The 22,950-nt window shown below is 50.3% G+C and carries 25 protein-coding genes; 5 read left to right on the top strand and 20 right to left on the bottom strand.

Annotated elements, in window-relative coordinates; genetic code table 11:
• The first annotated feature begins 368 nt into the window (after nt 1-368).
• On the top strand, nt 369-2,117 hold the full coding sequence (locus tag IPN69_18640; GenBank protein MBK8812731.1) for a winged helix-turn-helix domain-containing protein: 1,749 nt from the start codon (nt 369-371) through the stop codon (nt 2,115-2,117).
• Between the two features lie 503 nt (nt 2,118-2,620).
• Here IPN69_18640 and IPN69_18635 read toward each other — a convergent pair.
• Together IPN69_18635 and IPN69_18630 are read right to left on the bottom strand one after the other, a co-directional pair.
• Nucleotides 2,621-2,914 carry a hypothetical protein gene (locus IPN69_18635; protein ID MBK8812730.1) on the bottom strand — a complete coding sequence of 98 codons (294 nt, stop codon included), beginning with the start codon at nt 2,912-2,914 and terminating at the stop codon, nt 2,621-2,623.
• A gap of 573 nt (nt 2,915-3,487) precedes the next feature.
• Complete coding sequence (locus IPN69_18630; protein MBK8812729.1) at nt 3,488-6,943, bottom strand: VCBS repeat-containing protein; 3,456 nt, start codon at nt 6,941-6,943, stop codon at nt 3,488-3,490.
• A gap of 93 nt (nt 6,944-7,036) precedes the next feature.
• Between IPN69_18630 and IPN69_18625 the strand changes: the two genes are divergently transcribed.
• A complete protein-coding gene (locus tag IPN69_18625) occupies nt 7,037-7,606 on the top strand; it encodes a tetratricopeptide repeat protein (GenBank protein ID MBK8812728.1) in 570 nt (189 codons plus the stop codon).
• 298 nt (nt 7,607-7,904) lie between these two features.
• On the opposite strand, the gene IPN69_18620 is transcribed toward IPN69_18625, so the two are convergent.
• From IPN69_18620 to IPN69_18570, 11 genes are all read right to left on the bottom strand, one after another.
• Nucleotides 7,905-8,417: a DUF2199 domain-containing protein gene (locus tag IPN69_18620; GenBank protein ID MBK8812727.1), complete on the bottom strand. Its 513-nt coding sequence runs from the start codon at nt 8,415-8,417 to the stop codon at nt 7,905-7,907.
• A 161-nt stretch (nt 8,418-8,578) separates the two neighbouring features.
• Nucleotides 8,579-8,992 (bottom strand): hypothetical protein, encoded by a 414-nt coding sequence (locus IPN69_18615; protein MBK8812726.1) that lies wholly within the window; start codon nt 8,990-8,992, stop codon nt 8,579-8,581.
• Nucleotides 8,993-9,171: 179 nt separating this feature from the next.
• Complete coding sequence (locus tag IPN69_18610; protein MBK8812725.1) at nt 9,172-9,609, bottom strand: hypothetical protein; 438 nt, start codon at nt 9,607-9,609, stop codon at nt 9,172-9,174.
• A 102-nt stretch (nt 9,610-9,711) separates the two neighbouring features.
• The gene (locus tag IPN69_18605; protein ID MBK8812724.1) at nt 9,712-10,599 is read right to left on the bottom strand and encodes a formylglycine-generating enzyme family protein; all 888 of its coding nucleotides are present in this window, start codon (nt 10,597-10,599) and stop codon (nt 9,712-9,714) included.
• A 22-nt stretch (nt 10,600-10,621) separates the two neighbouring features.
• The gene (locus IPN69_18600; GenBank protein MBK8812723.1) at nt 10,622-11,068 is read right to left on the bottom strand and encodes a hypothetical protein; all 447 of its coding nucleotides are present in this window, start codon (nt 11,066-11,068) and stop codon (nt 10,622-10,624) included.
• 96 nt (nt 11,069-11,164) lie between these two features.
• Entirely contained in the window at nt 11,165-11,602 is a 438-nt protein-coding gene (locus IPN69_18595; GenBank protein MBK8812722.1) for a DUF4304 domain-containing protein, read from the bottom strand.
• Between the two features lie 1,287 nt (nt 11,603-12,889).
• Nucleotides 12,890-13,543, bottom strand: coding sequence for a hypothetical protein (locus IPN69_18590; protein MBK8812721.1), 654 nt, complete (start codon nt 13,541-13,543; stop codon nt 12,890-12,892).
• Nucleotides 13,540-13,779, bottom strand: a complete 240-nt coding sequence (locus IPN69_18585; protein MBK8812720.1) for an ATP-binding protein — start codon at nt 13,777-13,779, stop codon at nt 13,540-13,542. The genes IPN69_18590 and IPN69_18585 overlap by 4 nt, the downstream gene beginning before the upstream one ends.
• Nucleotides 13,780-14,408: 629 nt before the next feature.
• Nucleotides 14,409-14,750: a type II toxin-antitoxin system PemK/MazF family toxin gene (locus tag IPN69_18580; GenBank protein MBK8812719.1), complete on the bottom strand. Its 342-nt coding sequence runs from the start codon at nt 14,748-14,750 to the stop codon at nt 14,409-14,411.
• Entirely contained in the window at nt 14,747-14,989 is a 243-nt protein-coding gene (locus IPN69_18575) for a toxin-antitoxin system protein (GenBank protein MBK8812718.1), read from the bottom strand. Before IPN69_18575 ends, IPN69_18580 begins: the two co-directional genes overlap by 4 nt.
• Before the next feature lie 233 nt (nt 14,990-15,222).
• Nucleotides 15,223-15,432 (bottom strand): phage integrase N-terminal SAM-like domain-containing protein, encoded by a 210-nt coding sequence (locus IPN69_18570; protein MBK8812717.1) that lies wholly within the window; start codon nt 15,430-15,432, stop codon nt 15,223-15,225.
• Nucleotides 15,433-15,693: 261 nt separating this feature from the next.
• Between IPN69_18570 and IPN69_18565 the strand changes: the two genes are divergently transcribed.
• From IPN69_18565 to IPN69_18555, 3 genes are all read left to right on the top strand, one after another.
• Entirely contained in the window at nt 15,694-17,280 is a 1,587-nt protein-coding gene (locus IPN69_18565) for an RNA-directed DNA polymerase (GenBank protein MBK8812716.1), read from the top strand.
• An 83-nt stretch (nt 17,281-17,363) separates the two neighbouring features.
• Complete coding sequence (locus IPN69_18560) at nt 17,364-17,936, top strand: hypothetical protein (protein MBK8812715.1); 573 nt, start codon at nt 17,364-17,366, stop codon at nt 17,934-17,936.
• Nucleotides 17,937-17,972: 36 nt separating this feature from the next.
• Complete coding sequence (locus IPN69_18555; protein ID MBK8812714.1) at nt 17,973-18,401, top strand: DUF4935 domain-containing protein; 429 nt, start codon at nt 17,973-17,975, stop codon at nt 18,399-18,401.
• A gap of 233 nt (nt 18,402-18,634) precedes the next feature.
• On the opposite strand, the gene IPN69_18550 is transcribed toward IPN69_18555, so the two are convergent.
• The 7 genes from IPN69_18550 to IPN69_18520 all read right to left on the bottom strand — a co-directional run bounded on the left by IPN69_18550 (nt 18,635) and on the right by IPN69_18520 (nt 22,566).
• Nucleotides 18,635-19,258, bottom strand: a complete 624-nt coding sequence (locus tag IPN69_18550) for a hypothetical protein (protein ID MBK8812713.1) — start codon at nt 19,256-19,258, stop codon at nt 18,635-18,637.
• A 138-nt stretch (nt 19,259-19,396) separates the two neighbouring features.
• The gene (locus IPN69_18545; GenBank protein MBK8812712.1) at nt 19,397-19,909 is read right to left on the bottom strand and encodes a hypothetical protein; all 513 of its coding nucleotides are present in this window, start codon (nt 19,907-19,909) and stop codon (nt 19,397-19,399) included.
• Nucleotides 19,910-19,950: 41 nt separating this feature from the next.
• Nucleotides 19,951-20,376 (bottom strand): DUF4288 domain-containing protein, encoded by a 426-nt coding sequence (locus IPN69_18540; protein ID MBK8812711.1) that lies wholly within the window; start codon nt 20,374-20,376, stop codon nt 19,951-19,953.
• A 13-nt stretch (nt 20,377-20,389) separates the two neighbouring features.
• Nucleotides 20,390-20,776, bottom strand: coding sequence for a hypothetical protein (locus IPN69_18535; protein ID MBK8812710.1), 387 nt, complete (start codon nt 20,774-20,776; stop codon nt 20,390-20,392).
• Between the two features lie 126 nt (nt 20,777-20,902).
• Entirely contained in the window at nt 20,903-21,481 is a 579-nt protein-coding gene (locus tag IPN69_18530) for a hypothetical protein (protein ID MBK8812709.1), read from the bottom strand.
• A gap of 345 nt (nt 21,482-21,826) precedes the next feature.
• The gene (locus IPN69_18525; protein ID MBK8812708.1) at nt 21,827-22,321 is read right to left on the bottom strand and encodes a putative toxin-antitoxin system toxin component, PIN family; all 495 of its coding nucleotides are present in this window, start codon (nt 22,319-22,321) and stop codon (nt 21,827-21,829) included.
• Nucleotides 22,318-22,566 carry a hypothetical protein gene (locus tag IPN69_18520; GenBank protein ID MBK8812707.1) on the bottom strand — a complete coding sequence of 83 codons (249 nt, stop codon included), beginning with the start codon at nt 22,564-22,566 and terminating at the stop codon, nt 22,318-22,320. Before IPN69_18520 ends, IPN69_18525 begins: the two co-directional genes overlap by 4 nt.
• Nucleotides 22,567-22,950: the final 384 nt, after the last annotated feature.

The following is a 22,950-nucleotide window of genomic DNA, read 5'->3' as shown; positions in this document are numbered from 1 at the left end:
GTGGTTTGGCGCATTCCGCTTTTTGATCTCCGGGAAAAGAAAAGAAGCCGTCTTTTTAGGACGGCTCCCTTTCCGTGGTGAGGTGTGAGCGTAAGGATCGGTCAGTCGTTGAGGTGGGGAATCGACAGCTTACTGCAACCGGAACCCTGTGTTTGCCGTATCCGGCTGGACCGAACGCGACGTCAGCAACTCCGGATTCGCTGCCGATTCATCTCAATGATTTAGATCGTAATCGAAGCCTGAATTCCCTGTCTTTAACTGATATTAATTGTCATAAAATATTCTAAATTGAACTTTTCTCCGTATGTGCTATCATTTTCAGAAAATTGCTTAGCACTCGAAATCATTAATCCGTCACGATCTTCCATATGACGATCTACAAATGCCGCAATTGGCTCCTCGATACTACGGAACGCCGTATTCTTAAAGACGGAGTTCTTCTTGACATCACCCCGAAATCCTTCGATTTGATCCAACTGCTTGTAGAGCGCCCCGGGAAAATCTTCACGAAGGATGAAATTTTAGGGCTTGTTTGGAACGGGACTATTGTAGAAGAGGCAAATTTGCCTGTTCAGATCTTCAAAATTCGGCGAGCATTAGGCGAAACGAAAGAGTCACAATTGATTGAAACAATATCCGGTGTCGGATATAGATTTGTTGGTCTGGTAAAGGTTGTTCCGCGGAGGGAATGGGAGAAACTACAGAACTCTAGTGAATCTTCGTTGGAAAACGCGAAGGTCGTGTTACCGACGGTTGCAGTTTTGCCATTCAAGAATCAAAGTGACGAGACTGAGTTCGATTATATAGTTGACGGTATCACCGAAGAACTGATAAATCATATTTCAAAGCTATCTGAAATACGCGTGCTCGCGCGGGAAACCGTGTTTCGATTTAAGAATTCGGACTTGCCGCTCCACGAATTGATCGGCGAATACGATGTTGAGAGTGTTATCGTTGGGCGAATGCGGGTCCAAGGTCCGCGACTGACTGTCAACTGTGAATTGATCAGATGCAGCGACGGAACGCAACGGTGGGGAAAGAGTTTCAGAGGGAACTTTGACGACGTCATTGCGATCGAAGCTCAGATTCTTAAGGAAGTCGCTCAATTCTTTGAATCTCGTTCGAAGGCCAAAAACGGCGAGCTTTCGGAGTCCGCGCCGCGGAATGCGGAATCGCATCGGTTGCTTCTCAAGGCCAGGTTTCTTCACGAGAAGTCCACCGAAAACGAAATCAATAGTGCCATCTCGTATCTGCTTGAGGCGGTCGGCCACGACGTCACGAACACCCACGCGTACGTCGAACTGATCGAGTGTTATTTTTCGCTTTTCTTTTTCGATTATCTGTCGTACCAAGCCACCGTCGACAAGATAACTCCTTTTTTGAAGATCGTCTCGGGACTGGACCAGGATCTTGACGTCGTTCAGGCGATGCTCGGCGGGAAGAAGATGTATCTGGACTGGGATTTCGAAGCCGCCGAAAAGCATCTTTTGCGGGCGATCGGGTTGAACCGGAATTGTCTGACGGCGCGGTACAGGTACACGAACTTTCTGATCACGCGCGAGCGTTTTGCGGAGGCGCTGGTCGAACTGCAGACGATCAAGACGCAGGATCCGCTTTCGGTTTCGACGTTGATCCGGACCGGCCGGATCTTTTTCAAGCTCGGACAGTTTGAAAACGCCGAAAGCTATTTTTTCGAGGTGCTTGAACTGTCGCCGGGCAACTACATCGCGCTCGACCTGCTGGCGGCGACGAAGGCGGAACTCGGAGAATTGGAAAAGGCCGCATCGATCCTGCGGGACTCGCTCGACATCAACTTCAATCTCGAGACCGTCTCGATGCTCGGCTACGTCCGCGCGCTGCTCGGCGACCGCGAAGGGGCGAACGAACTCATCGGCCGGCTGCGCGCCGATACCACGGCGCACACCTCGCGGGCGTTCAAGATCGCGAAGATCCATCTCGGCCTGAAAGAGTATGACGAGGCGTTCCGACTTCTCGGCGAAGCGATCCGCGAACGCGACGTCGACCTCATCTCGATCAAGTCAAACCCCTGCTGGACGCGCGTCTCGGACGACAAAAGATACCGCGCGATCATCAAAACGATCGACCCGATGTTTTAGGTTCGCACCGCCGCGAAGATCTGTGCTCCCCGCTTTTTCAGATCGCCTGGCCCGCCGTCCAACTCCCGATTCGCCGGCCTGAGTTCGTCGTTCCATTCTTTGTCGTCAATGCGGCGAAGTTTATTTTGCCGAAGCCGAAGTTGATTCAATTCAAACAGCAATTAAGCCGTAGATGTGCAAGTTGAAAAAAGGGCCTTGCCAGCATAAAGCGAGGTGCGTTTTTCACGATCGCGCCGCCGAAAACGTATTAGGAATTCGTGCGGCGGCTCGTTGACCGATAGCCCGCTTGCCTCGATTAACCGCGCCACACGAATTCTTGATACGTTGGGTCCCGTTTTCATCTTTAGGGAACATAAGGTTCAACGGATTCAATCGAAATTTGCTCACAATAAAACCTTGCGCTCACGCCAAAGATGCCTTCGAACGAAATCTCATACTTCGGTTTTTCTGTTTCAGCTTCGACAACCTCCGTTATTTCGAGCGATTGTAAGACATTCTCAAAATTAAAACCAACCTTCGATTTCCAAATCGCTGACTTTTGAAAAGCGAAACTCCACACAGGCGTGATTCTCCAAAAAGCGGCGCTTTCTCTCGTGAGACTCTTTAATCACTTCGAAAACGTGAACCAATGCTGTCAGCGTCGGACCGAAAGAACGAGTTTCGCGAATAAGACTGATTCGATGAACTTCCGAATCGTGAAAAGACGGAAACTTTCCAAAAACGTCGGTCAACAAATGGCCGTTTTGTATTTTGCTCAAGTCAATCATTGCACTGCCGAAAAAAAAAGAAACGCCCAACGCGCGATCAGCATTTAAGCTGAAGGAAAAGGGTTACTTGAGAAACGTGCTATCGCGTCGTCAACCGCAGGGCGTTGTCAGGCAGGTTCCGCCGCCGAACTTACAGTAAATGCCCGCGCTTGCCCCGCCAGCGGAGGAATACAAAAGTAAGAGACGTGCAGAGCACAACATTCGTCAAGGCCGTTCCTATTAAGGCCGCGTCAGAGTTCAGAACACGGCCCCAAATGAGAGCCGGCCAGAATAGCACCCACGCGAATGGATGCCTTTCAACTAAAGGGAGCATCGAATCCCCTGAGTCAGTCAGAAACACGACAACGAAGATGATTATTGGTATCAGGATACCTGCCGCCACAGATTGCGACAGGCGAGTCATCGTTCCTTCAAAAGATGTTGATGAAAACCACATCACTTCCATTCAACTTACTGGTTGCCTTTTGGCTGAGATGACGTAGGGCGAAAACCGCCACTGCACAAGTTTGGAGTAAAAAGACGAGCCAACAAACAAGGTCGTTCTTTCGCCCTCACGTCGATTGGAATTGTTCGGGGGGCGCTATTTTTACCACGTCGTTAGCTTTACGGCACAAAAGCACTCGGAACCGGTAAATCTCCTGTCGTGCCGAATTGCTGAATCAATAATCCGGCAGTCGAGCGTTGAATGAACCAAGAGTTGCTCGTCGGTCGAAACACGCCTGCGTCAAACTTGCCGTCGCCATCGTAATCGCCCGCAACCGGAACATCGCCGTTTGCTCCAAACGGAAACGAGAAGTACGAAAAATCTTCCGAACGCAAGATAAACCAATTCCCATTCGACGGTCGCCAAACAGCAACATCAGCCTTGCCGTCGCCCGTATAATCACCTTGCACCGGCTTATCCGTTGAAATGCCGAACTGCAAGGCAAAAACACTTGCGTTTGAGCTTCGGCGAATCCACCATTCCGCGCCATTCGCCCCGTTTGGTCTAAAAATCGCAATATCCGCTTTGCCGTCGCCGTCATAATCTCCGACAACAGGTTTATCGCCTGACGCACCAAAAGCTAAGATGTCAGTTCCGCCCGATGATTTTTGAATAAACCAAGTCAAAGTCGACGGACGAAAAACGGCCGCATCAGCCTTGCCGTCGCCGTCATAATCAGCCGGAACGGGGATATCAGTCCCGACTCCGAACGGAAATGCAAAGAACGAAAAATCTTCCGAGCGTAAAACAAACCACTGTCCGCTCGACGGACGGAAAAACGCGAAATCAGTCTTACCGTCTCCTGTATAATCAGCCGGAACAATTCTATCTGTTGACGCCCCGAACTGTGCGGCGAAATTACCGCCGTTTGAAGATTTCTGATACCACCATTCGCCCATGGCGGGTCGAAAGATTCCGAGATCCGTTTTTGAATCGCCGTCGAAATCAAACAGCGTCTTGCGAGTAGAATTTACGGGATCGCCAAAATATCTGACAACGCCCGAAAGACCACCTGCCCGGCCCGCAACCACGATATTTCCTGATTGATCTATCGCGACAGCGTATGCGTTGTCTTGAATTCCCGAAATATTCGTAATGACTTTACCGGCGTTGCCCCAGGAAGGGTCAAGACTCCCGTTTGAATCGTAACGAACAATCGCAAAATCGTAACCATTCTGGCCAATCGCCGTAGATTCGCCGACAGCAATAATTTTGCCGTTTGGCTGTACTTTTAACGCATTTATCTGTGAAGTTGCGTTTACCTGAGTGTTTACTATTCCATTTGAACCAAAACCGGCGTCAAGGGCGCCGTCCGCATTATATCGGGCGAGCGCAAATCCTACATTTGAAATGATCGAACCTCCACCGACGAGGATCTTTCCGTCCGTCTGAAGACTAGCTGCAAAACCTAAGCTTGACGTCGTACCAGCCAGAGTCAAAACCTTTCCGCCAACTCCAAAAGATGAATCAAGCGTTCCATCCTCGTTATAACGAACCATGGCAAAATTGCCGACTCCGTTTACACCTGAAGTGCCAGCTAACACCACTTTTCCGTCCGGCTGAACTAAAACTGAGTTTGCCTGATCACTTACGTTGCCGACGGGAGTGATAACTATGCCGGTTCCATTGAATGAGGTATCAAGTGAACCGTCCGAATTGTAGCGAACAGCCGAAAAGTCAGTTGAACTACCCACATGGGAATAGCCGCCGATAACGATCTTGCCGTTTGATTGTAAAGCGACAGAATTTGCGTAACTCCGATCTGACCCGACGCTAGTAAAGACCCTCCCGTTACCGTTAAAGCTGCTATCCGGCGAACCGTCAGGATTAAGACGAACGAGCGTGCAAAGCGTCGTTTCACCGATATAGCCCGCGACAATTATCTTTCCGTCGGGCTGAATAGCCATTGAAGTTGCGTAATCGCTAACATTGTCAAAAACACCGATTGACACCTTTCCGTCTACGTCAAATGTTGTATCGAGGGATCCATTTGCGTTATACCTAGAAATCGCAAAATTCCAATTGGCGCTCACCGAATCGGGAATGAAATGTCGACCTGCCGTGACTATTTTCCCATCCGATTGAACGGCGACCGCCATTGTGTAGACTTCGCCATCGCCGATATCGTTGGTTGTCATGCCGCCTGAGCCGAATGTAAGGTCCAAATTCCCGCCAAGGTTAAATCTCGCAAGAGCAAAATCGGTCGCACTATTCGGCTTTTGAACAAAGCCTGCAATTACAAGTCTCCCATCGGGAGCTATCGCCGCGCCGTTCGCGTCAACTCTCTGAACATTGAAAACAGCGGAGGCTTTGCCGGAATTTCCAAAATTTGTGTCCAAACTCCCGTCAGAGTTGAAACGGACTGCGATAAACTCGGATAAAGCCTCACCGACTGCAGTGATCTTCTCGCCCGCTCCAATTACAATCGCGTTCGAGATGTGCGTACCGAAGTTTTCAGGGGCACGGGCAATACCGTCGCCATCGAACGTTGTGTCCAATGATCCGTCTGTGTTGAAACGAATAACCGTCAAATCGATGTTTCCGGAAGTTGGCGAACCTCCCAGTACGATTTTGCCATCAGTCTGCAACGCGATTGAATAGGCGGAATAGGATGAAAGGGTAGCAATTCCATCGCCGTCAAATGTTGAGTCGAGCGTTCCGTCCAAATTGTATCTAACAACGCCCGCCAAATGTTCTCCTGCTCCGGCGACAACGATCTTACCGTCCGGTTGTAGCGCAACGGCACGAGCTTCAGAACTTGCGGTTAACAACGTTGTTTTCTTGCCGCCAAAACCAAAAGATGAATCTAATGATCCGTCGGAATTGTATCGAACGACTGCAAATTCTCTAAAAAGGGAAAGATTGGGATTTTCATCCGATCCGGCGACGACTATCTTGCCGTCGGATTGAATTGATACGGCAAATGCAACGTCATTTCGCGCGTTTATAGAAGTAGCCACGATCCCGTCATCGTCAAAAGTACTGTCAAAAGTACCGTTCGAATTAAGGCGAATAACCGCAAAGTCCGAAAATTGACCCGTAAAAACACTACCAACGACGACGATTTTGCCATCCGGCTGAATTCTTACGGCGAATGCGGTTGCCATCGCGTTCAAAAGGGAAACACTTCCGGATAGATTAAATGATGAATCGAGAGATCCGTCAGTATTATATCGAGTGACAATCGCCGGAAAACGCGCGCCAATACCTGACCTTCCAACAACTACGATCTTGCCGTCAGATTGTAGAGCCGTTCCGTAAATTTCATCCGCCCCGTTTCCGTAACCGTCAGTTCGTATTCCCCTACCGTTGAAACTTGAATCAAGGTCGCCCGGAGAAATAAGGAATTCCGCGGCAAATGTTTGAGAATTTGCGAAAGGAAAACTATTGAGCAAACTCGGTTTTGAGTAACTATTCAAAACTGAAGAAAAGAGCAGTAAGAATCCTAAAGCAAAAGCGCCAAACGAATGTCGGGTCTTTGAAATGAAAACGCGAATCCGAATATTCAACGTGGTTGCCTCTATCAAGCTACTACGGCGAGACTGCACAAAAAGCGAATCAAAATCATGCATCATTCTATAACTATACGCCTTGAGACTTACAACTCAAATTGTGAACTTTTGGCACTTTCGGCAACCTCACTTACCTTGCAAAATATCGTAATTCTGTTGAAGCGGTTGTGTCGATTCCGATTCGTTTCCATCCCTCGGTTCATATGCGCGAAGCAGGATCCGCTCTCGGTCTCGACGTTGATCCGGACCGGCCGGATCTTTTTCAAGCTCGGACAGTTTGAAAATGCCGAAAGCTATTTTTTCGAGGTGCTTGAACTGTCGCCGGGCAACTACATCGCGCTCGACCTGCTGGCGGCGACGAAGGCCGAACTCGGGGAACTGGAAAAGGCGGCGTCGATCCTCGGGGACTCGCTCGAGATCAACTTCAATCTCGAAACCGTCTCGATGCTCGGCTACGTCCGCGCGCTGCTCGGCGACCGCGAAGGGGCGAACGAACTCATCGGCCGGCTGCGCGCCGACACCACGGCGCACACCTCGCGGGCGTTCAAGATCGCGAAGATCCATCTTGGCCTGAAAGAGTATGACGAGGCGTTCCGACTTCTCGGCGAAGCGATCCGCGAACGCGACGTCGATCTCATCTCGATCAAGTCAAACCCCTGCTGGACGCGCGTCTCGGACGATGAAAGATACCGCGCGATCATCAAAACGATCGACCCGATGTTCTAGGTTCAGGCGCGGCGGAGACTTTTTTCACACTGCGTTTCAATTGGCGGATCGGTTTTCGACGTTTCTATTCCAAACGGCAGGTGCAAGGCGTCGCGTCCGCCGCCACGGCCGAACCGTGGCGGCAAACGCAAAAAAACTCCACCGGCCCCGCTTTTCTGCTCGTCCCGCCCAATCCGGTTTGGTATTCTAACTCCAAGCGGTCTTTGACGTCCGGCTTAACTCAACACAGCATTGTGTGGCGGCTCGTTGACCGAGCCGGCTTGCCTCGATTAACCGCGCCGCAGGAATTCTTAATACGTTAGGCTGACGGGTCATGCAACAAACTCTCCGCAATCTTTCTCGCTCTGGCGAGTGAAATACCAGACCGCTGCTCAACCGCCAACGGATGGTCTGTCGGCTCTAGCTCGATGAACGGGCGCTCGCCAAGAGGCCGAGTATGAACCTGCGTCTTGAGAGAAATCGTGTCTGGATATCCCGGCAAACGCGTGCATAGCCAGCCAAAGTATGGTGGCTCAGACTCCCTGCCCGGCGTCTCCCACAAATCAGACATCCGATTAAAGCTCTCCTCGCTCAGGGAGACCCAAACTCCCCAATTGACAACGTCCTCAGTTCCTTGGATGGGAATGTTAAGACAGCCGCGCACGAAGTAATGCTCGTCGTCAATGATGCATTGGTCGGAACCCAGTATGGCGCGCTGCTCGCGCTCATGTTCAGGGACACCGTGGTAATGATCTGGCGCGTCCGAGCCAAAACTCATTGGCAACCCCTCGTGAACTTCTCCGCAATGATGGCATTTGAACGAATCAGACATAGCTCGCGCGGCAGCCTAACGCTTGAGATGACGTGGGGCGAAACCGCCACCAAGCCCGCTAAATTTTAATACGCAACGTGATAACAAAGTCGCTGTTTCGCCCTCATATTCATTGAATTGTTGTCGCGCCCGTTCATTTCACTATTCGACTCCAAAATCTTTCAGCCCGAAAAGAAAGATCTTATTGTGTTAAAAAAACCGCGCTTTGTAACGGCACTCGGTTCACTCGCAAGACGATTAAACAAGTCTTTGCGGCTACCGGCGAAAAATGAATTTATTGACTCGACTATCAAAGATTCGCCTTTCGTTTCCACTGTAATCTTTTCGCCAGCGTTTTCAAGGTAAAGTTCATACTCGTTTGGCTCGTGTGACCAAACGGACAAAATCGCGCCGTCGCCTTGCGATACGAAAGAAAGTGTCGGTGCTGTTGGTTCGGGTAAAGTCTTGGCTTTCTGGTATTGCTCTGGAAAAGGAAATGTGCGAAAAGCGTTGACTGCTCCGACAGCATCAATCTGTCCCATTTCTTCTTTCTCGTCCCAACGAAAATCTACGTATTGAATATTGTAATTATACATTTACATTTGCATCTATCTTTGGATTGTTCGAGCCGCAACCAATAAAGAAAACAACAAACACTAGAAGTATCGTTCGCATAGCCAAAAAGAAGCGGTAACGACCCAAGCTCAGCGACCCGGCACGTGGGACGCCTGAATTGCAACCGCGAAGCGATGGCCGGGTTCGCTTCAGCGCATGTTTAGGTCGCGATGCTGATGTCATTCTGTAACTCCCTCTGAACTCTCTGTCGCCAGAATGGGAAGATAAGCAGGCCGGTCTCACTGTCTGCAACCCACTGGCCGTCCACCTGATGGAGAACCTGCCACTTGTAATCCGTGCTGCCTCGCGTGAAGACTCTGAGCCGGCATGCAGGGGAAAGACCAAACGCAAAACAGTTGAGCGCCTCGTCACTATCGGTGAACTCCTCATGCCAACCTTCGAAGCCAACGGTGTAGCCGTCTGGTCGCTCCTGAATCCACACGCGAAAACCCGTCGGACTTTGGGCCGGAATCTCCAAGTGGTCATCGCTGGTCGTGTAGGTGACATGCGGATACTTCTGGAGCTTTTCTTTGATGCGTGGAATCACCATGCGTTCAGCGAAACGCTCAACTTTTGCTTTTATCTGTTCGTCGATCAATTCGTTTCATTTTAACACGAGGCGTTGAACATCGAGTTGACCGGGCCGCCACCCTCCGCGAGGGATCGACCTGAAAGGCCGGCGCCTCGGGTCGTACCGGAGTTAGACCAAATTAGTAGCGACGCGCAGGCCAACTATGTGGTCCCAATTGTAAGCAATATCACCAACTCGAAATGCACTCCGGCAGCTTATTGCATTATCTCTCCAACAGCCCCCTCGCTGTACTCGATATCCCAAATCCCCGGAATCAAACCAGGCATTGCTATCGCCTGGAGCACCATGGTAATTATCGTGCCATATATCGGAGCACCATTCCCATATGTTTCCGTGCATATCATGAAGACCGAATGCATTAGGTGCATCAAAATAACCAACTGGTGTCAGCGACTTTCTAAACTGCCCTTTGGGTGTATTCCCATATGGCTCTCCACCGTTGAAGTTCGCCACATCTGTAGAAATCGTCCCCCCAAAGTGAAACGGACTGCTTGTACCGGCGCGGCACGCGTATTCCCATTCGGCTTCACTTGGAAGACGAAACGCGGTTCCGGTAATCGCTGCAAGATGCTTGCAAAATTCGTCGACCTGCATCCACGAGATATTGACCGCAGGCAGGTTATCCCCACGGAACGAGAGATCAATCTCGGGAAGTTCTCCCATCACTGCAAGCCACTGAGCTTGAGTGACAGGATACTGGCCTATAGAAAATGAAGGTATCGTCACTGAGTGTTTAGGTAATTCATTCGCACGCGATCCAAATTCCGTTTCATCCGATCCCATCTGAAAATCGCCACTGGGAATGACGACCATTTTCAGAGAATCTATCGTTCCTATGTTGTAGATTACTTTCTCTGCTCTTCCTCTAAGCTTTGTCGATATTTTCCCGTTTTCATCAAGTTGCGGAATCTTGTATCGTATTTCCATGATATTGAAAAACTCAGAAGTGCAATGAACATTTGGCTTGGAGATACGCGCTGGTTGGCCGATGAACACCACAGGATGGGTGAATCCCCGGCTACCATGGGCGAACTACTACTTTAACGTCTCCAGAAATTCTTATGCAGAAACTCTGAAAGCCCTGCTTGTGCTCCTCGCGATAGAGCCCGTCATCAGAATCGAAAGAGGGATCGTCATCCAGTGGACCCGCGATGAAGTCTTTCACTATTTCCACATCTACCTTCTCAAGGCCAACTTGCCTCCAGCTCCCGTTGACATGCCAGCAGTAGTCGCCACCGTATTCTGGTGAACCAACCTCCTTGAGAGTGACAGTCGGCAAAACCACGCCATCGCTGAGGACAACCAATCCAGAATATAGGATGCTATCCTCGGGATGAATCGCGTCCAACGGCAGCACGCCATCCCAATGCTCCATTGGTTGACCGAGCCAAGAGTCGTCTGGATGGACAAATTTCCAATTCAGCCCACGACGTACGTCTTCAATCGAAATGTCCGAGATACGCATATTTTGGGGGCACAACGACCCAAGCTCAACGACCCGGCCCACGGGAGACAACGATTGCAACAGTGATGCGTTGGCCGGGTTCACTGCAGCGCATAGTTAGGCCCGCCATGTATCTGGTAGCGGAATTGGCGTATGCCAGCCTTCGCGTGCGCGACCGCGGACATCCTCGTAATGCTTCGGCAGCTCTGATAATGCCTGCGGAATGAATACAAGCAACTCACCGCGTATGCTCTCATAGCTAACCGATGTAAGGTCAAACTGCGCCGGTGCGCCTGGAACAAGCGAGCCAACCCTGCCTGACCCTGTCAATGCCGTCTTGCCATCCTTCATCGGGATGTCAGCAAATCCGACCGAGATGTTGACGAAGAATGTGACTGGACCACCCGAAGAATTCCAGGAGGACGACTGGAACTCCACCTCCTGCATCACGACATCCACATCGCGCCGAAAACGCTGTCGCTCTTTCTTGAAGCCGTTCGGCTTGAAGTAAGCGGCATGCAACTCGGCAATCAAACGCTTAAGCGACTCTTGCATATGCGCGGAGGGCCTAACGGCTGAGATGACGTGGGGCAAAACACCACGCAAGCTGGCAAACGAAACAGCGTCCGTGTTTTGCCCTCACGTCCGTTGATATGTTGCGCCTCTGCCTAAGTTTCTGTAGTTTTGGGCCCGAAGCAAACACCCGCTATCGGCGTACCAACAAATGTTGCCATAGCGATTTGCTGAACAGAAAAAAGGTTCCCGGTAGTTTCCGATAATTTTGGTATTTCTTCTTCAGACATGATCAAAAGAAAGCGGCACAACACTTATCAACTCTAATCTTGCAGATAACACGCTGAATCACGCATGTTATCCATTTGGGTTCGAAACTCTTGCGACTCCCGCAGAAATTTCTCTTGATTGTATTTGAACAAGTTTGCAACATCAAGGAAAAATTTTCCGTCTCACTTGCCTCAACTATTGAAAAACCGAAACTGCCCGATCAGGTCCGAAACCTGATCCGGATGCGGCATCTCAGCTACAATGCGCATTTCGAAACCTAACGAGTGCCCAAACCGCATCGGGCAGCGGACAGCCCGTTGCAAGCGCGTGTCAACTCCCATCGTGCACCTTCGGCGGTTCGATCATAGGCGTCTTCAGGGCCAGTTGAAGCTGTGCAGGCCCATACGTCCTCTCTTTTTCGAAAGCCGTAAAACTGAATCAGTTCATCGTTGGGTAGAGGCGGGCTGCCAGGCCTCCAGATCGTGAATACGGCTGCTTGATCGTGCCAGGCTGTACGCGCCGGAACGGACACGCGAAACTCAAGAATCTGCCGGGGCTTGAATCGTCTGCGCGGGTCAGTCTGTTGCCAACGAGCCTCATTCCCGTGCCAATGGACAGTGACATCCCAATCGTGTTGTGGAAGCCCCATTCGTGAGTGCCGTCGCCCCGCATAACCCGTTGGCCAAGCAAACCCGCCATCCGCGGTCCAGCGCGTCTGATGCGGTCGGAGCCAGTGCGAGCAGCAACCGATTGTCATAGCAACGAGCTTGCTGTCGGGATTGTGACGGCAAAGGTACTCGGCGTCCGAACAAACTCGGTCAATGATGATCGGCCATGCGGCCGCATCGTCGTCGGACGTAAGTCGCGAGCAGATCAGGTCTCGGAGCAGAGCCCAGCGTTTTGGCCATTCTGGTTTAACCGATGCGTTCATCGTAAAGGTAACGGCTGAGATGACGTGGGGCGAAACCGCCGCCAAGCCCGTTAAGGTTTAAGGGACAACGCGATAAGAAAGTCGCTGTTTCGCCCTCACGTCCATTGAATTGTTATGCGGCTTTAACATTACGAAATACCTTTATAACTTACTGAATTTAGAATCTCGCCCGAATGTGCGCTTACGTCAAGTTCCGATGTAGAGCCATCTCTATTATGTTTTACGAGCCGCCAAACAATCGAATCTTCTTTGTCTCGATACGCTAACTCAACGCGACTTGCTCGAAACTTATTCCTTTTGCCAATAACGAGTGCTTCTTTGACAGGAATTATTTTTGCCTTTTCAGGTTTTTGTGCGATAGCCGGAAGGTCAATTTCCTTTAGAACGTCGCCTTTCTCGTCAAGCCATATTTCAGCCTCATAAAGTTTTACGCCAACTTCGGGCATACTAAATTTGTATTCCAACTTATAGGTAAAAACTTTCCATTGATAATTAGCATTTGGGTCAGCGCGTTTCAAATCATCAAAATTTACAATAACTCCGTAACTAAATTGAAGTTTCTGATAAAAATTCTCGCCCAAACGATTTTTCAGATGAGTTGTAACTTTTTCAACTATATTTGCTGGAATATCGTTCAACGATTCAGTTGATTTCGGGCTGTAAGGATACAAAGTTGTGCTGCCGACTCGCTTTGTGATTTTACGGGTTTGTGCATTGCTTTCACAGATGGCAACAAAACATAAACCGATACAAATGAAGATGTGTAAAATCTTAAACTTCATAAATCTGTTGCCGCAAGAACCACGCAGGGGCATAACGGTGGAGTTGACGCGGCTACATTGCCGCCTTTATCAGAGATGCCAATGAAAAGAATGCCCTCACGACCGTCAGGCAGGGAGTTCGCGAAAGCAACTAGCGTTTTGCAGGCATCCTCAGTGCTTACCGCTTGGGGCTTGCGTTCCACGAAGGCATCTTCAGAATCTTGCAACCGCTCCAGGAGTTTTTCGTCAGAAATCATACTACGTTAAGAAAGCTCACCCAACCTGTTAAGAATTCGTGTGGCGCGGTTGATCGAGGCAAGCGCGATCGGTCAACGAGCCGCCGCACAATTCGGTGTTGAACCAAGCCGGCCGTCAAAGACCGCTTGGAGTTAGAATACCAGACCGGATTAGGCGAGACGAGCAGAAAAGCGCGGCCGGCGGAAGGGAAGCGGCAATCAGAAGAGTCGTTGTCGGCATCAGGTAGAGGCAGCCAGCCCGTGAGGCTGGTTTTTTTGCGTTTGCCGACACGGTTCGGCCGTGGCAACGGACGCGACGCCTTGCGCCTGCCGCTGAAAATAGAACAACGACAATAACCGGCGGACGGAGTTTCATGGGGAATGACCTCTAGCAGTGATCGGGCGGATCAGCGTGAGCAGAAAATTCTCGGTCCAACTCATCCAAAAAACGTCCTTCGATGCGTTTGGCTTTGCCCCAAAAGTGTTTAGGTATAAAGTCGTAAGACTCGATAGTGTTGGAATATCTCTTATCTTCCGGCAAAATCATTTCAAACAAAACCAGCTGTTTGGGCTTGGATTGCTTGAATTCTTCGAGTTTTTTATTATCTGTTACAGTGGCTTTTTTGCCATTTTGTTTCGTTCCAGCTAATTTATAATTCGAGTAGAATTTTCAGCGTATCTTCGACCTCGTGCATGGTCGCCGGGGTGATTATTCCCAAATGTTTGACAAGACGTTGTTTGCTGATCGAGCGCATTGCCTCGCACATTATGAAGCTTGGCATAGTCAAGCCGCCTTCCGGCGGGAAAACGGCAACGTGCGAGCGGATATTTTTGTCTTTGGACGTGATCGGAATGGCAAAAACAAGATCGGCAAAGCCTTGATTAAAATAATCGGCGGACGGAATCAGAACCGGGCGCATTCCTGCCTGTTCCCGTCCAATTGTCGGGCTGAGATCTGCCAGCCAGATTTCACCGCGTTTTACTTGCGTCATTCGTTTTTCAGTCCGTCCATCAAAGTATTATCCCAAAGTGCCGTTTCTTCCTCGTGGTCTTTCCATGCTTCCGGGTTTTCCCGCAAAAGCCGGTAGTCATTGCTCAAGCCTTCCAAAAAGGCTTTTCGGCGATAATCTTCAATGGCTTTGTCTATAATATCCTGCATTGATTTTCCTTCCCGTGTGGAAAGCGAACGCAATACTTCGTGGGTGTTTTCACTAACTCTTACTTGCGACATTGTTTTACCTCCAAATTTCACCTTAAGCCTTGTTGTCAATCTTGTCAACAATTTTGCTTACTCAACTGTTAGCATACAGAATTTATGCCCGTTTACGCTTGATAAACCTCGCTGATGATTGGTTGTTCTTCAGTGCCCGGGAATGACCTTCGCTTCTCGTGGAGTAAAGACCACGGGCAAGTGTTTCGGACGTTTCGCTCGGCCCACTCCCTCGATCTGTGGAAGGCGTATCTTCAAAACATCGCGGTAAAGGAAAAGCAGTGCGAAAAACGCCTGATTCTGAGTCGGAGCCGAAACGCTCGACCGCGAAACTGGCTTATTTCGTCCGCGCCCATTTCCGTCGGGTGCCGTTTGTTATGGAATAGGATGAATCGTTTGATGAAATTGTGATATGCCTTCTCCGTTCTGTGGCTGAGATGTCGCGCCCGCGCAACGGCGCGCATTCGAGTAGTTTTGGTTTCTGTTCCATCGAGGTATGTCCCATCGAGGTATGTTCCATCGAGGTATGCAAGGGCTGTGAAATTGAGATAAACTACGGGCTTCAAGCGCCCGTTGATTGAGTTTTCAAGATAATAAAGGCGATTGTGAAATCTTTCAAAGATGCCTGGGTTTGACCCGGATAACACACCCGAATCGGCGTCTTATCAAGATCGATGCGGGATAATCATAAGTTATGCGTCATAAACCAGCCAGCTCGGACCACTATGTTTAATCTCACCACTCAAGAACTCGACAATGCATTTGCGGCGATTGTTCACCATGGCTTCAGCACGATGCTCCCAGAGCCACCTGAGTGGTCAGTAGTTGCCGTAAATTGGAACTCGATACGCGACACTATCGAACGCATTGACCTTGACGTTTACGAACCATTTAAGCCACTCAAGGTCTTTGCCCCGAAGAATCGCGCCAATGTGCGACTTCTCTACATGCTTCACCCCCAAGACCTCATTATTTACACGGCACTAGTTCTTATTGCAAAGCCAGACATCGAGGTCAGTCGCATACCTACCAAGGCAAAGCGTGTGTTCTCATACCGTGCGGATGTGAGCAAACCCCTAGAGTTGTACGACTCTCGCGGCTCCTATGAGGCCTATCGTCAACAGCTTTCCGCCAAGGCTGCTAAACCGCACGTGCGTTACGTAGCGGTTGCTGATATTGCAGATTTCTATCCCCGTATTTATCAGCATCGCCTCGAAAACGTCATTGAAAGCGTAGCTGCTTCCCAGCGCGTACGCGACGTGGCTCGCGTACTTGTAAAGAAGCTCATTGGAAACGTGCTGGGGCGGGATAGCTATGGAATCCCTGTCGGTCCCTATGCTTCAAGGTTGCTTGCCGAGGCCCTACTGATAGACGTAGACGCATCCATGCAGAGTCAGAGCGTCGATTTTGTTCGCTGGGTCGACGACTTCAGCATCTTTTGTCGAACCGAATACGAAGCTCAGTCGGTCCTGTTTTCGCTGGGCGAGTGGTTGTTCTCAAAGCACGGCCTAACGCTTCAGTCTGCGAAAACCAAGATACTTACGATCGACGACTACCGCCATGAATACTTGTTTGATCACGGTGACCAGTTAACCGATCGTGACACTATCGTCAACATGCTTCGCAACTTTAGAGTTGGTTACGAAGGCACCGAGGGTGACGACGAGGACTCCGATGGCAACATGGATGACGTGGTTATCGAACAGGCCCTTGCCGTTCTTCAAGGTTCTGACCTGAAGGGAATGCTTGAGGCCTCGCTCGCCGATACAGCGCTTGTCGACTACCAAGCGGTCACCTTTGCACTGACGAAGCTGCCACGTATCCCAGGCGCTCCTGCGGAACTCATGCGAGAAGTACTTCACCTCGCAATTGACAATGCCGAATTGCTCTACCCCGTGGCTGAGCACATTGCGACCTACGTTCTTTCTTTCGATGATTTGACAAAAGCAGAGCAAAAGCAGATCGCGAAAAAGCTATTGAAACCTCTGAAGAGCAAACGCACTCCGCCGCCCCCCTACTACGCGATGTGGATATTGCATATCTTTGCATCCGCGCCCGAGTGGAATCATGCTCAAGACATTGTTAAGCTGTACTCTGAATCTACTTCAGAGGTCATCAAGCGCTTCGCGTCGCTCGCAATACATTCATCTGGAACTAGGGCTCAGGCGCTCGTGTTGAAGGACGAATACCCGGCGGCGTCACCACTCCTGAAGTTGGCGATTCTGTTTGCCACAAGAAAGCTTGGCAAAGACGAGCGCAAGCATTGGCGGCTGGCACAAAGCGTTAGCGGCTCAATCGAGAAACTGGTTTAGCGAGAAGTTGACGCATAACCCATCAATCCACCGGAGCTGCGCAAAAAGCCGCGCAGCCCGGTGATTTCAAACGTTAGCTGCACATGAAACCTGTCGGGTACAACGCCAAGTTCATCGAGAAGCCCGAGTCCTGGCTGGGCAACGCAGCAGTCGAGGAGATCCTGTCGGTCAGCGAGTGCTTCTCTGAGTCACCAATTGACCACACGACTCTTTGGCTCTGCAACCGGTGGCGTCTTTACGACACCATCGATGCCCTCGAAAAGGCTCTCGCCGCAACCGAGATGGAGGACGCTTGTTCCCTCCGACGGTTCTTCTACGAAGCGCACCCGGAGGCGGTACTTGATGGCGAGTGGGAACCCATCGAAGAAGTCCCTACTGGCGTTGTGGGGCCAGGCACGGGGTTTGAACTGAGGGGCTACGACATCGTTTGCTTCACTTCCGGCCCGGCTCCTGAGTGTTCGCCATTGTCCTGCAACTCCGGCGCGAAGCAGTACCAGGTCAATCGGCATTGCTTGTTGCGGACTCTGGAGGAAGCTCTTGCGGTCGTCCGTGAAATCGACGCAGACGGCGGATACGAACCGGGGCCCTATGGCATCATGTCCGTGTGGGAAGCAGCTAACAAGCCGATGCAGCGGACCGGCTCCAACGGCCGCTGATCGGCAAGGCGTTAGGCGTCTGGCAACTTGAATCAAATGATAATCGTCCTCGATACCAATATCCTACACAATGACTTTCTAATGAGGTCAGGGCAATTTGCGATCCTGATCGACTATATACGGAAGACTCAATCCAAAGTCATCTTACCTAAGATTGTTTACGATGAATTGCCTGCCACTTTTGAGCGGGAGATTAGAAGACGCCTGAAAGATTTCTTGAGGGCTAAAGGCTCTTTAGCAGCATTACTTCAGAATAGTCTGCCGGAAGTGAACATATCGGTTGAGCATGAGGTAGCTTCATATCTAAATTTTGTAAAAGAGAAGCTAAATGTTGGCGACGACGATATCTTCGATTATAAGGAAACATATCTACACGACGTAATTGAGAGAGCTATTCATAGACGACGCCCATGTACAGAGCGAGGAGAAGAAATCCGTGTCGCACGCTGGTCATCAACTGCGTGACGAGCGCCGCAACGCTTTCGCTCATCACAAGGCGAATACGATCTTGTTCGACTAGCTCAAGACACGCGACGGCGGGACCGGCTTTTCCGCCCGTCTCGCTCAATCCCGTCTGGTATTCTAACTCCGAGAGCGGTCTCTGACGGCCGGATTGATCCAACACAGAATTGTGTGGCGGCTCATTGACCGACCGCCGGCTTGCCTCGATCAGCCGCGCCACACGAATTCTTAATACGTTAGATGGCGGATTTCACAGCCACTCTCTTTCCGTATTTCCGATAAGCTATCACCCCTGCAACGATGGCCAGCAGCACATAATAAGCGATTAACCTGGCCACTTCGTATAGATCCCTCAGAACCCGATCATTCCACCCTCCTGTGTCATCATGTGCTGCCATCGCGGATAGGATTTCTCGCTCTTGACTCGAGGGCGTCACCTCGACCATCTTTTCACCCTTCCAAACAAAGGCAGCCTTGAGAGCCGGACGATAACTCGCTCCGTCATAAACCAAAAGACTGGATTTACCAACGTCATTTACAACTGCGGTGTGTGTCCTAAGCGTGTTATCGGTGTGGTCGTAAGGCAGACGAAGGAGTTCGCGTTCATCAGAGAGAGCTACGAGCCACCGTTCAGAACGATTGGCGGGATCGGTCTGAATCACGTCAAGGCGGTCAGCAATACCATCTCCATTGAAATCGGCTACACACTTGGTAGGCGGCTCACACTCATATTTAGCCACCAACTCATCGTCGCGCGCATCTTGACGCCGAGCGCTTTCCGAAATCCACCGATTAATCAGTATGGGAACACCGATTAGCAGCAGCACTATGATCGCGGTGAGGACCTTACGCTTCGACATATCACGGTTTGATTATGACTCCTTGGCTCTTCGAGACTTGGCATCACGCGAAAGCCATCTAACGTATTAAGAATTCGTGTGGCGCGGTTGGCGGGGACAAGCCAGCGTTATCCCGCGTCAAAAAGCAATAAGCCGTATTTATTTAATCTCTCCTTCCGCTAACGGAGCGTCTTCAAAACCTGCAATAGGTTCACCGTTCTCATAGAACGCTTTGTCAAAATACCAATCGCCATCTTCACGGACGAGTTCGTAAATGATATTGACGCTCAACGGATAAGGCGGAATTGTTAGAACTCGCGTTCGATTAACGTCAGAAGTCGGAATTTCTTTCAGCGTTTTAGATTGTCCGCCCGCGATAGAAACTTCAAAACCGGCGATGCGATTGGCGGCGGTCAAACAATCGTCGGCGTTCTTGCAGCCTTTAGGTTCTCGATTGTTTAGTTTCATCTGAAGCACTCGTTTGGAATAGTAACGATTGACTCCAACGAAATCACTCTGCAATATTTTGCTCTGATATTGCGAAACTCTTTCACTCGGACTTGCCTGACAAGATTTATCGTTTTGCCCTTCGACGTTCAGATTGCTGTTGCAAGCTCCGCAAATGAATACTGAAAGCAAAGAGACACAGAAAATAAATCTTACGTTTATCATAAAGCAAATTTTCGATGTCAGGCTTCACTGCGCGGCGTGACCTACTGGCGAAACTTGCCTCTGGGCCTGACCATCTTCTTCAGGTTGTGCAGTTTTCTTGGCGCCCGCTCGGCCCAGGCGATCTCGGCGCCGTCTCCTATTTCTTCGTAGATGGGGAGTATGTCTGTGATGCCTACGAGCTTCCATTGAACTGGAACTCCCTCCGGACCGCCTTTGTATGGCTTTGCCTCCTGCCTGGCTATCGTCGTCGCCTTGTCGTAGGCGTGGTCTATGTTCTCAGCCTTCACAAGGACCGTGTTCTCCCAGGACAAGAATCGCCTCTCGTCATCGTCGTTATCCTTGTCTCGTAGCTCCACGAACCGTAGCAGGTACGAAACCAGGTACCAACCGACAGGCGAAACATTCTTGTCGTGAGGCACGAGCGCGTGGTTTGGCGGTTGTGGTGAACTTGTGATTTCATCTTTCATATGCTGCTTACCATTAATCGTAGGCGGCAAAAGTGTCGTCCGATACAGGAGCGATCTTCCCCATGCTATCAATTGAAAAGCCAGCGTGATATTTCCTGTAAAGACCAAGAAATATGTTCCGAGTCGCCTGGAGAACGAATGTGTGACTCGCGCGCTGTGGCCTGGGAATTCTAAAAGACCGGTCGAGGTGCGTCGAAAGCTTGTTTGCTTCTTCTGCGCAGACTTCTATGTCCTCGCTGTGAATCTCATGCCAAATTCCATATTCAATAGTCAGACCATCCTTTTTGATGACGCTTGATGTAAAAGGCTTCATCGCAATCAATTCTTCCACAGGTTGGGAAAGCAACCGCTGCTTCTCCTCACCCAATAACTTTCGCCAGAGAACGTCTTTCTCACTCATGGTAGATACGTCGGCCTAAAGACTGGCATTACCGGCGGCAATGGAGCGCAACGGAATTGCCGGATCGTGAATACGGCTGCTTGATCGTGCCAGGCTGTTCGCGCCGGAACGTCCTTCATTCGCCCTTCATTTGGCAACGAATCTTAGCTCATAGCCAGCTTTGCACGACGCCAAGACTTTGTCAGCCCAATCTCTTTGTACCAAACGAAAAACCAAATTTCCATAGTCTCCTGTCGGCACGACATCTTTGAGGTCAATGCGAGCTTTGTCGCTTAGCCAAAACAGCTCCGGCTCCGAAGGCTCACCATACAACGGAAAATGCAAAATAATGATTGAATTGTCCTGCATCCAATACGCGTAAGTGAATTCGGTACCGTGGTCATCTCGGACCTCTGAAACCCGAAACGTCTGCAAGCCCTTTTTGCCCATATAGTTGGCAAGCCGTTTGAGGGTTAGCACCGCATCCTCGAAATTTTCGTGGCGGTCAAAAGGAATTGGTTTGATTCGTCGGGGCCTGGGTTCAATTTGCGGCTCCAAGTTTTGTCGCGGCGTTGCTTTTACCAACGGGGCAATCATTGGCTTTTCGGCAATTGCAGCGTTGTCCAAATTGGGTTTCTTCGCTTCAGAAGGCCACGACCAGACGGCGCAAACACCAGCGATAAACGCGAGAAAAGCGGTGATCAAACGTGGCAGATAAAGATTCATAAATCCTCAGGTATCGAACCGGCGCGCAGCGTGCTTGTTTCGCGTTAACGTGAACACGATTTCGCGTGAAATGAAGGCTGTTTCGCGCGAAGGTGAACACTTGGGATCGCCGACCGCAGGCGGTTATCATCATTTATCGTCCGCCTCCGGTTCGTTGTCAAGTGACGGCGTCGAACGGACCGCCGTGTTCCTTCATCGGCGCAGTTTTCCCAGCCGTGTCGCTCATTTCAGCCTTGTGTCAAGTTCCTGTCGGCCTGTGACGTCTGGCTTAATTCAACAGTGGCGGCTGATCTGCCTCCGTTCACCGCGCCACACGTATTCGTAAAACGTTGGAACGCGCCTGAATTACGAAACGCTGCCTTTGCTTTCCAATTTCCGTATTTCTTCCAAGAACTTCACTGGATCTAGGACTTTGATTCGACGATGGCGACGACGAAAATCTCTTGCTTCGGCAGTAAAATCCGTCATCAAATCAAGCAAATCGTTATCTCTGCTGACCAGAAAAACTGCTTCGGTTTCGATGGCAAGATTGAGATACTGATCGTCGTTCGGGTCGCGTGAACAACTGAAGTGCGGCGGCACATTTTCAACAAATTCGGCTCTTTCTAAAATTAAGTCAATCAAGTTTTCAACTTTTTCATCGGTTAAATTCGGATTACGTTCACGAAGAAGCGGACGCGAAAGCACATCTTTGATTTCCCCCAAAACCGCTTCGCTCATCACAAGGCGAATACGATCTTGCTCGACTAGCTCAAGACACGCGACGGCGGGACCGGCTTTTGAGAGCAAACCTTGCAGAAAAACGCCGCAATCATAAACGGTGATGGGAATTTCACTCACTTTTTACGTTTCGCTTCGCGTGATTCGGCAATCGCGGCATCAATTTCTTTTTCCAGATCTTCGTCGCTGACGGAAATATTTTCGCGGACATCCGAGAAAAGTTCTCGAAATGTCGGGCGTTTGATTTGTGCGGCAATCATTGTTTCAACATATTCCGCAACATCTTTTCCGTCTGATTTCGCTTTGTTCTCCAACGCTGCGCCGACTTCTTTGGGCAAATTGATTGTTAGAGTCATCGTTTCCATAGCACGATTTTAACATCAATGGACGATTGTATAGAGCTACGCGAAAGAAATCACTGAACAGGCAATTTTTCACATCCTGTTTCGGGCGTGCGTGAAAATCCGCGGGCGGCGGGCGGCTCGCGCTGATCGGCCGGATCGCTCCGAGAGGGCATTCGCCATCAAACACCGTGCGTTGGATTTCGTCGTCTCTTTTCCAAACGGCGGGTGCAAGGCGTCGCGTTCGCCGCCACGGCCGAACCGTGGCGGCAAACGCAAAAAAACCAGCCTCACGGGCTGGCTGTCTGTATCTGACGCCGACAACGGCTCTCCTGCCTGCTGTTTTTACTCCACCGGCCCCGCTTTTCCGCCCGTCTCGCTCGACCCCGTCTGGTATTCCAACTCCAA

The organism is Acidobacteriota bacterium, from assembly GCA_016715115.1.
GTDB lineage: Bacteria > Acidobacteriota > Blastocatellia > Pyrinomonadales > Pyrinomonadaceae > JAFDVJ01.
The sequence above is the reverse complement of the archived record's forward strand: the minus strand, read 5'-3'. Positions and strand labels throughout refer to the sequence as shown.

Bases quoted from the DNA above. Each gene is read 5' to 3' on its own strand.
- IPN69_18640 (MBK8812731.1), top strand. From the start codon at position 369: ATGACGATCTACAAATGCCGCAATTGGCTCCTCGATACTACGGAACGC.
- IPN69_18630 (MBK8812729.1), bottom strand. From the start codon at position 6,943: ATGATGCATGATTTTGATTCGCTTTTTGTGCAGTCTCGCCGTAGTAGC.
- IPN69_18620 (MBK8812727.1), bottom strand. From the start codon at position 8,417: ATGTCTGATTCGTTCAAATGCCATCATTGCGGAGAAGTTCACGAGGGG.
- IPN69_18615 (MBK8812726.1), bottom strand. From the start codon at position 8,992: ATGTATAATTACAATATTCAATACGTAGATTTTCGTTGGGACGAGAAA.
- IPN69_18600 (MBK8812723.1), bottom strand. From the start codon at position 11,068: ATGCGTATCTCGGACATTTCGATTGAAGACGTACGTCGTGGGCTGAAT.
- IPN69_18595 (MBK8812722.1), bottom strand. From the start codon at position 11,602: ATGCAAGAGTCGCTTAAGCGTTTGATTGCCGAGTTGCATGCCGCTTAC.
- IPN69_18590 (MBK8812721.1), bottom strand. From the start codon at position 13,543: ATGAAGTTTAAGATTTTACACATCTTCATTTGTATCGGTTTATGTTTT.
- IPN69_18585 (MBK8812720.1), bottom strand. From the start codon at position 13,779: ATGATTTCTGACGAAAAACTCCTGGAGCGGTTGCAAGATTCTGAAGAT.
- IPN69_18580 (MBK8812719.1), bottom strand. From the start codon at position 14,750: ATGACGCAAGTAAAACGCGGTGAAATCTGGCTGGCAGATCTCAGCCCG.
- IPN69_18575 (MBK8812718.1), bottom strand. From the start codon at position 14,989: ATGTCGCAAGTAAGAGTTAGTGAAAACACCCACGAAGTATTGCGTTCG.
- IPN69_18570 (MBK8812717.1), bottom strand. From the start codon at position 15,432: ATGCGCGCCGTTGCGCGGGCGCGACATCTCAGCCACAGAACGGAGAAG.
- IPN69_18565 (MBK8812716.1), top strand. From the start codon at position 15,694: ATGTTTAATCTCACCACTCAAGAACTCGACAATGCATTTGCGGCGATT.
- IPN69_18560 (MBK8812715.1), top strand. From the start codon at position 17,364: ATGAAACCTGTCGGGTACAACGCCAAGTTCATCGAGAAGCCCGAGTCC.
- IPN69_18555 (MBK8812714.1), top strand. From the start codon at position 17,973: ATGATAATCGTCCTCGATACCAATATCCTACACAATGACTTTCTAATG.
- IPN69_18550 (MBK8812713.1), bottom strand. From the start codon at position 19,258: ATGTCGAAGCGTAAGGTCCTCACCGCGATCATAGTGCTGCTGCTAATC.
- IPN69_18545 (MBK8812712.1), bottom strand. From the start codon at position 19,909: ATGATAAACGTAAGATTTATTTTCTGTGTCTCTTTGCTTTCAGTATTC.
- IPN69_18540 (MBK8812711.1), bottom strand. From the start codon at position 20,376: ATGAAAGATGAAATCACAAGTTCACCACAACCGCCAAACCACGCGCTC.
- IPN69_18535 (MBK8812710.1), bottom strand. From the start codon at position 20,776: ATGAGTGAGAAAGACGTTCTCTGGCGAAAGTTATTGGGTGAGGAGAAG.
- IPN69_18530 (MBK8812709.1), bottom strand. From the start codon at position 21,481: ATGAATCTTTATCTGCCACGTTTGATCACCGCTTTTCTCGCGTTTATC.
- IPN69_18520 (MBK8812707.1), bottom strand. From the start codon at position 22,566: ATGGAAACGATGACTCTAACAATCAATTTGCCCAAAGAAGTCGGCGCA.